General features: G+C 44.2%; 10 protein-coding genes. 8 read left to right on the forward strand and 2 right to left on the reverse strand.

Annotated elements, in window-relative coordinates; all coding sequences use genetic code 11:
* Positions 1-209 precede the first annotated feature (209 nt).
* From ACYX4M_RS13615 to dkgB, 6 genes are all read left to right on the forward strand, one after another.
* Positions 210-1,124, forward strand: coding sequence for a PHP domain-containing protein (locus tag ACYX4M_RS13615; RefSeq protein ID WP_476080502.1), 915 nt, complete (start codon positions 210-212; stop codon positions 1,122-1,124).
* A 169-nt stretch (positions 1,125-1,293) separates the two neighbouring features.
* On the forward strand, positions 1,294-1,914 hold the full coding sequence (locus ACYX4M_RS13620) for an L-threonylcarbamoyladenylate synthase (RefSeq protein WP_014948946.1): 621 nt from the start codon (positions 1,294-1,296) through the stop codon (positions 1,912-1,914).
* Positions 1,915-2,135: 221 nt separating this feature from the next.
* Positions 2,136-2,999, forward strand: a complete 864-nt coding sequence (locus ACYX4M_RS13625) for a segregation and condensation protein A (RefSeq protein ID WP_179982916.1) — start codon at positions 2,136-2,138, stop codon at positions 2,997-2,999.
* Positions 2,986-3,579 (forward strand): SMC-Scp complex subunit ScpB, encoded by a 594-nt coding sequence (scpB, locus tag ACYX4M_RS13630; protein WP_476080503.1) that lies wholly within the window; start codon positions 2,986-2,988, stop codon positions 3,577-3,579. Before ACYX4M_RS13625 ends, scpB begins: the two co-directional genes overlap by 14 nt.
* Before the next feature lie 40 nt (positions 3,580-3,619).
* The gene (gene rluB / locus ACYX4M_RS13635; protein WP_476080504.1) at positions 3,620-4,516 is read left to right on the forward strand and encodes a 23S rRNA pseudouridine(2605) synthase RluB; all 897 of its coding nucleotides are present in this window, start codon (positions 3,620-3,622) and stop codon (positions 4,514-4,516) included.
* Between the two features lie 219 nt (positions 4,517-4,735).
* Positions 4,736-5,539, forward strand: coding sequence for a 2,5-didehydrogluconate reductase DkgB (gene dkgB, locus ACYX4M_RS13640; RefSeq protein ID WP_476080505.1), 804 nt, complete (start codon positions 4,736-4,738; stop codon positions 5,537-5,539).
* A 252-nt stretch (positions 5,540-5,791) separates the two neighbouring features.
* Here the strand turns inward: dkgB and ACYX4M_RS13645 are convergent, their stop codons facing one another.
* Both ACYX4M_RS13645 and ACYX4M_RS13650 read right to left on the reverse strand, forming a co-directional pair.
* The gene (locus tag ACYX4M_RS13645) at positions 5,792-6,364 is read right to left on the reverse strand and encodes a sugar O-acetyltransferase (protein ID WP_476080506.1); all 573 of its coding nucleotides are present in this window, start codon (positions 6,362-6,364) and stop codon (positions 5,792-5,794) included.
* Between the two features lie 41 nt (positions 6,365-6,405).
* Positions 6,406-7,077 (reverse strand): DUF4097 family beta strand repeat-containing protein, encoded by a 672-nt coding sequence (locus tag ACYX4M_RS13650; protein WP_476080507.1) that lies wholly within the window; start codon positions 7,075-7,077, stop codon positions 6,406-6,408.
* Between the two features lie 612 nt (positions 7,078-7,689).
* On the opposite strand from ACYX4M_RS13650, the gene ACYX4M_RS13655 reads away from it, so the two are divergent.
* Together ACYX4M_RS13655 and ACYX4M_RS13660 are read left to right on the forward strand one after the other, a co-directional pair.
* Positions 7,690-8,184, forward strand: coding sequence for an arsenate reductase family protein (locus ACYX4M_RS13655; RefSeq protein WP_476080508.1), 495 nt, complete (start codon positions 7,690-7,692; stop codon positions 8,182-8,184).
* A gap of 12 nt (positions 8,185-8,196) precedes the next feature.
* On the forward strand, positions 8,197-9,483 hold the full coding sequence (locus ACYX4M_RS13660; RefSeq protein WP_476080509.1) for a DUF445 domain-containing protein: 1,287 nt from the start codon (positions 8,197-8,199) through the stop codon (positions 9,481-9,483).
* Positions 9,484-9,638: the final 155 nt, after the last annotated feature.

A 9,638-nucleotide genomic window follows, 5' to 3' on the forward strand; every position in this document is an offset into this window, starting at 1 on the left:
TCACGCACTACAGTGCACACCGCCCGTTAAGTTAGGGAGTGCCACCACCAAGCTGCAACTGTCATTGCTGTTGAAATATTGTATGAATGCATGAATTACTCGTTGTTTTTCCAAACTTCAATAGGATTTGAAGCGGTTAGTACGTATACTTTGTGTGTATAGAAGAAAACAAATTGCCCTTTGTGTCAACCTAAAATTTGCATAAGACATTGAAAATAGATCTACATAGCCACACAAAATTTTCTGATGGTCACTTAACGCCAGAAGAATTAATCCTTCGCGCGCACACCATGCAGGTGGATGCGCTTGCCGTTACCGACCACGATACCGTAGCCGGCTTGGAAGAAGCACATGCTACCCAATCGAAGCAAAAACGTGCATTAACTATTATTGATGGTGTTGAAATTTCCACCACTTGGCACAGTTTCGATATCCATATCGTTGGATTAAATGTGGACAGACACTGCCCAACGTTTCTTGAGCGGCTTGAAGGCCAGTCTCAAACCCGAGAAGCCCGGGCTGAAAAAATTGCTGATAAGCTCGAAAAGTGTGGGTTTGAAGGTGTTCTAACGCGAGCAAAAGCGCTAGCGGGCGTTGGCCAGGTGACACGGGCGCACTTTGCGCGAGTATTGGTAAACAATTACGGTGTGCCAAGTATGGACGCCGCGTTTAAAAAGTATTTAGGAAAAGGCAAACGCGCGGCAGTTAAAGCAGAGTGGCCAAGTATCGAAACGGCTATCGAGTGGATACACGATGCAGGTGGACAAGCCGTACTGGCTCACCCAGCCCATTATGATATGACAGCGAAGTGGCTTCGGCGTTTGGTGGCCTTGTTCGAACAAGCCGGTGGCGACGCCATTGAAACCGCATTTCCAGGTATCAATAAAACCAAACAAGAGCTTATTAATGAGCTTGCACAAACCCATCAGTTACTAGCATCGGCGGGCTCTGATTTTCACTTTCCGTCTCGTTGGACTGAGCTGGGTAAGAACCTCGGCATTAGCAGTAAGCTCACACCCGTATGGCATAATTGGAAACAATTTGAAGGGCAGATGGCCGAGAGTTATGGAAATCTAATTTGCAGCGCTCTCGGTATAAATGGGCAAGGTAAGGCAAATGGTTGACGTACGGTTGATGGGCGCTAAAGCTAATTAAAATGCCGAGAATTGGTTGGTAAAAAGCTTAAAAGCGAGTTTTACCAACGAGCTTAACCAGCAAGCTTTACGAGTGGACAGGCACTTACCTCGTTGGCAAAGTAGTATCGTTCTGCGCGTTTAAGAAAAGGAAGTAATTATGAGTCAATTTTTCTATGTGCACCCCGACAACCCGCAAAAGCGCCTAATTAGTCAGGCTTGTGAGTTAATTCGAGAGGGTGCGGTGGTGGTGTATCCGACAGACTCAGGATACGCCATAGGCTGCCAAATGGAAGACAAAAAGGCGCTTGAACAGTTGTGTCGTATTCGTCAAATCGATAAAGATCACAACTTTACCTTAATGTGTCGAGACATGTCTGAGCTATCAATTTACGCAAAGGTAGACAACACGGCGTTCAGGCAAATTAAGAACAATACACCAGGGCGTTACACCTTCGTGTTGAAAGCGACCCGCGAAGTACCAAAGCGGTTGCAAAACCCTAAGCGTAAAACCATTGGAATTCGCGTGCCCGACAACGCTATTGCACTTGCATTATTGGAAGAGCTGGGCGAGCCGTTGATGTCTACGTCTTTGATTTTGCCAGGTAACACCATGGCTGAATCAGACCCAGATGTCATTCGCGACAACTTAGAAAAGCAAGTAGGGCTTATTATTCACGGTGGTTACATTGGTGAGCAGCCCACTACCGTGGTTGATTTGTCGGAAGACACACCAGTAATTGTGCGACATGGCACGGGCGATCCGTCTCCCTTTGAGTAACTTTTTTGACTGTTTTTCAAACAGGCTGTTGTAGATAGCCTATTTTAACTAGTTTCTTTTGCTTGTTGCAGGTGAAAGTTATAGCAGGAAACCGTAAGCTATGTTGCGAGGGCCTTTAGCGCTTCGATGTACAGCGAAGCACTACAGGCCCTCGCGTGAACGCGTAAATAATAATATCAATAATCGCCGCTTTGTTAGCGCGTAAAAACGGTTGTGGAACTGTGTCAGAGCTTGTTGAAGACAATAATAACGATAATGATGCCTCTGTTGAGAAGGGGCTTTCGACACCTGTTCAGCAGCCGTTGCCACTTGCGTTTATTAATGGCGAAGCGCTAATTGAAAAGCCTGAAGATCTCTTCATTCCCCCCGATGCCCTAGAGGTCATATTAGAAACCTTCGAAGGGCCGCTCGACTTACTGCTTTATCTGATTAGAAAACAAAAGTTTGATATCACCACACTGCCCATCGCTGATGTTACCAAGCAGTATATGGAATATGTGGATGCCATGATGTCGCTAAAATTAGAGCTAGCGGCAGAGTACTTGCTGATGGCAGCCATATTGGCAGAAATTAAGTCCAGGCTTCTACTACCTAAACGCAGTGATGATTCCGACGAAGAAGAAGACCCTCGCGCAGAGCTTATTCGCCGATTAAAAGAATACGAGCTAGTTAAGCAGGCGGCGGAAGATTTAGATATACAGCCTAGACTTGAGCGGGATATTTTCACCACTCACGTTGAACTAAGTGAGAATGTGGCGCCAATTCGCATTGAGCCCGATGTGTCTTTAGCTGAAATTGTATTGGCGTTCAGTGCGGCCATGAAGCGCGCTGAAGCGTTTGAACACCATACCATTGCACGGGAAGCACTGAGCACGCGAGAGCGCATGTCGCTCATCTTGTCGTTACTCACAACAACAGAATATACGCCACTTGAACGCCTATTTACGGTTGAAGAAGGTAAAGCTGGCGTAGTGGTTTGCTTCTTAGCAATTTTAGAATTAGTAAAAGAACAGCTAATTTTATGCATTCAGGCAGGTCCTTATGCAAAAATTCATGTAAAATTAGGTGCCCATGAAGAAAATTAACACGGCGCAGCTTAAACAATTGGTAGAGGCAGCAATATTTGTTGCTGATAAGCCTATTTCAAAGCAGCATTTAAAAGAAACGGTACTCAATGAGTTTACCGTCGCTGATAGAACCTTGAGTAAGGTGATTAACGAACTAAAGTTAGACTATCAGCCAAGAGGCATTCAACTGGTGGAAGTAGCAAGTGGCTATCGCTTTCAGTCGTTAGATGCGTTAAGCCCGTGGTTAAGCAAATTGTGGCAGGAAAATGCGCCAAAGTATTCTAGAGCAATGCTCGAAACCTTGGCACTCATTGCCTATCGTCAACCTATAACCCGCGGAGAAATAGAGCAGGTCAGGGGCGTGGCGGTAAGCAGTAATATTATTAAGACACTCACAGAACGAGACTGGGTAAAGGTAGTGGGCCACAAAGAAGTGCCTGGGCGACCAGCGCTTTATGCAACTACCAAAAGCTTTTTGGACTATTTTTCGATGACGTCGTTGAGCGATTTGCCCAATGCAGACGTTTTCGAAAACATGGCAGAAAGCGTTGCGTCAGACTCGCCGCTTAAGGTGTTAAATGAGGCACCGTCTGAATAGACCGTGCGACCGTAAACAAGCAATTAAAGAGTGAAAACCCATGACTGAAAAGTTGCAAAAAGTACTGGCTAACCAAGGGCTAGGCTCGCGACGAGAAATGGAACGTTGGATTGAAGAAGGCCGAGTATCGGTAGATGGCACTAAAGCGACATTAGGAGATAGAGTCGATCACACAGCACAAATTCGTGTTGATGGTCATTTGCTATCTCGTCAAACAGAACAGCCAATCTGCCGCGTGTTGATGTACAACAAACCTGAAGGTGAATTATGTAGCCGTCACGACCCTGAAGGTCGCGATACGGTATTTGACCGCCTTCCCGCCATTCGATTAGGGCGCTGGATCACCGTTGGTCGTCTAGACATGAACACCAGTGGCCTGCTGTTATTCACCAACGATGGTGAATTGGCAAACCGCCTAATGCACCCAAAATGTGAAGTAGAACGCGAATACGCAGTGCGTGTATTCGGTGAGGTAACGGGCAAAACGCTAAACACCCTTCAAAAAGGGGTAGAGCTGGAAGACGGCGAAGCAAAGTTCCTGACAATTTCAGGTGCGCCTACGCCGCAGCATGCTGAAGATGAAAGCATGAACCGTTGGTACAACGTGACGTTGAAAGAAGGGCGTAACCGCGAAGTGCGTCGTCTTTGGGAGTCGCAAGGCGTGCAGGTTAGCCGCCTGATCCGTGTTAAGTATGGCCCAATTGAACTGCAAAAGCGTCTACCGCAAGGTGCGTGGGTAGAGCTAGTATTAGAAGACGTAAACGCGCTTCGTAGCCATGTTCAATTGCCGGATGAAACGCAAACTATGGTTAACGTACGACAGGGTAAGCTTGACCATGCGCGTTTAAGCCGTATGCGTCGCTCGGTTAAAAAGCATAAGGTGCGTAAGCAACAAAGCTTGAATAAGCGAGCTGGGCGTCCAGGCAAACGTAAATAGTATCCAACGATATCTATGTGAGTACTTAATTAAGGCCGCTAGCAAATGCTATCGGCTTTTTTTATACCACTGTCAAACACATGTCCAATAACAACAAGAGTTGTTGAAATAATCCTATAAATCATTAAGCGCGTTTCGATCTTCTTTTCAAACCGTGGCGTAGGAACTTACGAATCAGCTACGTCAAGTAGTTAAAGGCACACGGAATAGGAGATTGTTATGAAAGACATGCCTCAACTAGGAATGGGAACGTTTCGTTTAAAAGGTGACGAGGCCCGTGAATCAGTAAGTAAGGCCCTAAGAGTAGGGTTTAGGCACATCGATACCGCACAAATCTATGATAACGAAGCTGAAGTTGGCGATGCTATAAAAACCAGCGGGCTAGAAAGGAGCGAGCTATTTGTTACCACCAAAGTGTGGCATGAATCCTTGGGCGACGATCACTTTATACCCAGTGTTCACGAAAGCTTAGAAAAGCTGAAGCTAGAGTATGTAGATTTACTTCTTATTCATTGGCCGTATCCAGGAAATGATATTTCGCTAGAAAGTTACTTAGGTAATCTTGCCAAGGCAAAAGAGCTAGGACTTACGCGTCATATAGGGGTATCTAATTTCACTATCGATTTGCTAAAAAAAGCTGAAGAAATTTTAGGTGAAGGCGAAATTTACACCAATCAAATTGAAATTCATCCTTTCATGCAAAACAAAAAAGTTGTGGAAGCTGGCAAGGAAAAAGGTATTAGAGCTACCGCGTATATGCCGTTTGCTGTTGGAAAAGTAATGAAAGACGAAACGCTGTTAAACATTGCTCAAAACCATAACGCTACGCCGGCGCAAGTGGTATTGGCGTGGATGGAGAAACGTCACATTTACGCGATTCCTTCATCAACCAGTGAAGTACACCTAGCGGAGAATTTAGCTTATGGTGGTGTTAAGCTTAGTGAAGAAGAGCTTATTCTTATTGACGACCTTGATAATGGCGAACGTATTGTTAACCCTGATTTTGCTCCCAGCTGGGATTAGGGCTTAGCAAAGTTGATATTTTGTTAGGGTGTAAATAATAAGGTGAATAAGGCTAGCGTTAAGTTTACTAGCCTTGTCTTGTTTCGTTGTATTCGACATCAATTTAAGGTCGCTTTATTGGTTACATCCGCGGCCTTTTAACACTTCTTATTTCAGCAAATAAAATTGACTCAGTGATTAGGGGAATGGTGAGTTCGTTGAAAAAGGCCTTTTTCATAAAAGCTTCCATTCTTAAAGGCATCGGCTAAATCGTTAAACACTTTGAGCGACGGGTTCAATCTCTTTGATTACTTTGGCTGGGTTACCGCCTATGACTAGGTTATCTCCAAAAGATTTGGTTACCACCGCGCCAGAAGCCACAACCACATTATCACCCAATGTCACGCCAGGGTTTATCACGGCCATCCCACCAATCCAGCAGTTATTGCCGAGAGTAATAGGCTTGGTGAACTCTATACCTGTTGCTCTTTGCGCGGGGTCTATGGGGTGGGTGGCTGTATAAAGTCCTACCTGGGGCGCTATCATACAGTTGTCACCAATGGTTACCTTTGCCGCATCCAAAATGACACAATTGAAATTGGCATAAAAGTTTTCGCCTACGTGAATATTTTCGCCGTAATCACATTTAAACGAAGACTCGATGTACAGTCTTTTCCCTGTGCTGCCAAACAACTGTTTTAGCAATCTAGTACGTTTTTTGTGGTCGCTTTGGCAAGTTGCATTAAGCTCGTCTAATTGAATACGGCATTGCTTACGCAATGCCGTTAAGGTTTTGTCTGACGGGTAATATAAATCGCCAGCGAGCATTTTTTCATGTTCAGTCATGTATTTCCGAAACATTAAACTTTGTTGTTAAAGCGGCTACGTTACTTTGCACCGCCGTAGCTTACAACGACTTTTTGCTTTAACTCGTCACTTTCAATGTCTAGGTTGACAGGGCGATGCAATATAATGCTACCGTCTAAAGTGACCGAGGCACTAATTGATAGAGTGGGTTTGTTATCCGACTTGTTACCCCAAGAGCTTTCACTTTCCTTGTATACGATATCGCCTAAAACGTGAGAAGAGCCAGACAAAGTAATATCGCCGTTGAGTGTTTTGATGTGTTTTTCAATGGTTGTATCAACGGCTGTTATGTCTCCATTCACTGTTTCAACGCTACCGCCAATTCTACTTTGCGTAGGAAGCGTAACATTTCCATTCACGGTCTCTACACTCTTAAGCACACTGAGGTGTGAAGCTGCACTTACATCGCCATTTACAATGTCGATATTTCGGACAGACACATGGCTACCCATTTCAAGATTGCCGTTAACGATGCTGACTTCATCCGCGCCACCATGATCGCTAATTTCCACATTGCCATTAACAGAAGAAATATCGCCAGCGTGTTTCCCTTCAGCTATGTCAATATTGCCTAGAATAGAACTGAAATCGCTGCCTTCTAATGCGCTAGCGTCGCCAACATGGATAACGCAGCCAGTAAGCAAAGAGGTTGAAAGCAACATAGCTGCACTAGCAATAATAGACTTTTTCATATTCTTATATCCTTGATTATTTTATAAATACTTAATAACACGCTTCAACGGTATTGTTATCAAACACAAATTTTGTTGTGTATTTATAAAATACATTTCACGTATCATGCCACTCTTAAAAAGCATTTAAAATCAGAAGGTTAGTTTAATATGACAAAGGGAGGAGACTCCCTCAATGGTGTAATGACTAATTTTATAGTTTCATCTGCCACCGGATGGCGAATTTGACCATTTTGTACCACATGGCCCTAAGCTCAGAAGGGGACAGACACTCGCTTGAAGAAATTATTTAAAGAAATGGACAGACACTCAATGTGAATACATCTTTTTGGTTACAAGCTGCTTTTTTGAGTGTGTGTCCGAGAAGTACTGGTAGCTATTTGAGTGTGGGTCCAACGAATACAGGCAAGGTTTAACCTATGTGAGTGTCCGTCCTCGAATTGTATTTGGCCACAAGTTGTTTTTTAAGTGTGTGTCCAAGAAGTACAGGTAGCTATTTGAGTGTGTGTCCAACGAGTACAGGCAAGGTATTAGCCTTTGCGAGTGTCTGTCCTCGAATTTTAATAGTATGTTGGTATATGTGGTTTTTACTTTTTAGTGAGGTTAGAAGCGATGATAAAGATTTATCACAACCCAGAGTGCGGCACGTCTAGGAATGTACTGGCGGTGATCAAGGCCGCAGGGTATGAGGTGCAGGTTATTGAGTATTTACGTGTTGGGTGGGAACGTGAACAACTAACTTATTTATTGAATGCAGCTAACCTTAACCCTCGACAAGCGCTTCGCACAACAAAGTCGCCTGCTGCTGAATTAGGGTTACTTGATGAAACAGTGAGTAACGAAATCATCTTTGAATTGATGCTGGAACATCCCGTTTTAGTGAATAGGCCTATTGTTTGCATTCCCAAAGGTGAACACGAAAAAGCAGTTTCTTTACCTCTTGGGAGAGTTGAAGGTAATTCCTATTCTGATAACGCGAAAGAAACAGTGAAATTATGCCGCCCAAGTGAGGCTGTACTGGATATTTTGCCTGTATGGCCACAAGGCCCTTTTGCTAAAGAAGACGGTACACCACTAATTGACCAAGATGGTAAACAAGTAATTTAAACGGAGTAGTTTATGACGGACAAATATGCACAGCTGAACAAAGCCAAAAGGCTCGCATTGGCCTGTTTGGTTTTTGCCGCAGGCGTATTTGTCTTTACAGTATTACTACCCAAGTTCTACCCAAATTTACAGGGTGCATGGTGGTTAGGGCTTATAAAAATGGCGAGTGAGGCGGCGCTCATCGGTGGTCTTGCTGACTGGTTTGCCGTAACCGCGTTGTTCAAGCCAATTCCAGCGAAGTACCCTATTCCGCACACCAATATTGTGGCTAGTAACAAGTCTGTTATTGCTAATAACCTGTCATTGTTCGTTAAGGAAAAATTCTTTCACCCCGAGGCGATAGAAAAACTGATTCGAGACAGCGACCCTGCGAAGGGCGCTGGAAGATGGTTGTCACAAGACAGAAACGCTACTCGTTTAAGTCGCTTTCTATGCGATGCTTTTGCAGGCGTTCTGCGCGTGCTCGATGACAAACCTGTGAAAGCGTTTATCGCTAAAACCGCACAGAAGGGCATTAAACAACTTGATCTTAGGCAATTGATGGCAACCTCGTTGAGCGCTGTTACGAAGGAGCGCCAGCACCAAGTTGTGCTTGATAGGGTGTTAGGGAAGTTAGCCACGCTGCTTGCAGAGCCAGAAACCCAAATATATATAGCAGACACGTTAGTGGTATGGCTAAAAACCGAATACAGTCGTATTGAAAAGCTATTGCCGTCTAGCTGGCTAAGCGAGCAGGGGGCTCTCATCGCTGTTAAAGCGGTTTCGAGTATCTTAGAAGATATATACGAAGATGAGCACCATCCTATTAGACATGCGTTTGACGAGCAAGTACATGAATTCCTCTACGAATTGCAACACAGCCCGTTAATGGAGAAAAAGGTAAACAGCTATCGCGAAAAAATCGTTAATGACCCAGCGTTAAACGCGTATGTTCAGCAATCATGGGTCAAGTTTCATCAATGGCTTTTAACATCTCTTGAACAGCAAAATGGTAAAGCAGAAACAAAGGTGTCGAGCCTTTTAAACGATTTGGGTACCACGTTAACGCAAGACAGTGAGCTAGCAAAAGCGTTCAATAAGCACATTGGAGAAGCGGCTAAATATATGGCGCCTGAGTTGGCTGAATTTCTAACCCGTCACATTCGCGACACCATCAATAGTTGGGATGAACGTGAAATGGCTGAGCAGGTAGAGTTAAATATTGGCCGCGATCTTCAAAAAGTGCGCATTAATGGCACTATCGTCGGCGGTCTAATAGGTGCGATATTGTTTGGTGTTGAGGCGCTGCTGGGCCTCTGATACAAATGAATTGGATTTATTCTTACAGGTGTCGAAATTATTTACAGTTCAAAAAGCAGACAACATTGTGAAAGTTATAGTTGTATGAAAAATATACGCTATTTAATGTGGGTATGGTTTATGCTACCAAGGCGAAACGCTAAATAATCAATATT

The organism is Alteromonas sp. ABV4_150, from assembly GCF_056311745.1.

Excerpts from the sequence above, each read along its gene's own strand:
- ACYX4M_RS13645 (WP_476080506.1), bottom strand. The coding sequence starts at position 6,364 with ATGACTGAACATGAAAAAATGCTCGCTGGCGATTTATATTACCCGTCA.
- ACYX4M_RS13660 (WP_476080509.1), top strand. The coding sequence starts at position 8,197 with ATGACGGACAAATATGCACAGCTGAACAAAGCCAAAAGGCTCGCATTG.
- scpB (WP_476080503.1), top strand. The coding sequence starts at position 2,986 with ATGAAGAAAATTAACACGGCGCAGCTTAAACAATTGGTAGAGGCAGCA.
- rluB (WP_476080504.1), top strand. The coding sequence starts at position 3,620 with ATGACTGAAAAGTTGCAAAAAGTACTGGCTAACCAAGGGCTAGGCTCG.
- dkgB (WP_476080505.1), top strand. The coding sequence starts at position 4,736 with ATGAAAGACATGCCTCAACTAGGAATGGGAACGTTTCGTTTAAAAGGT.
- ACYX4M_RS13650 (WP_476080507.1), bottom strand. The coding sequence starts at position 7,077 with ATGAAAAAGTCTATTATTGCTAGTGCAGCTATGTTGCTTTCAACCTCT.
- ACYX4M_RS13655 (WP_476080508.1), top strand. The coding sequence starts at position 7,690 with ATGATAAAGATTTATCACAACCCAGAGTGCGGCACGTCTAGGAATGTA.
- ACYX4M_RS13620 (WP_014948946.1), top strand. The coding sequence starts at position 1,294 with ATGAGTCAATTTTTCTATGTGCACCCCGACAACCCGCAAAAGCGCCTA.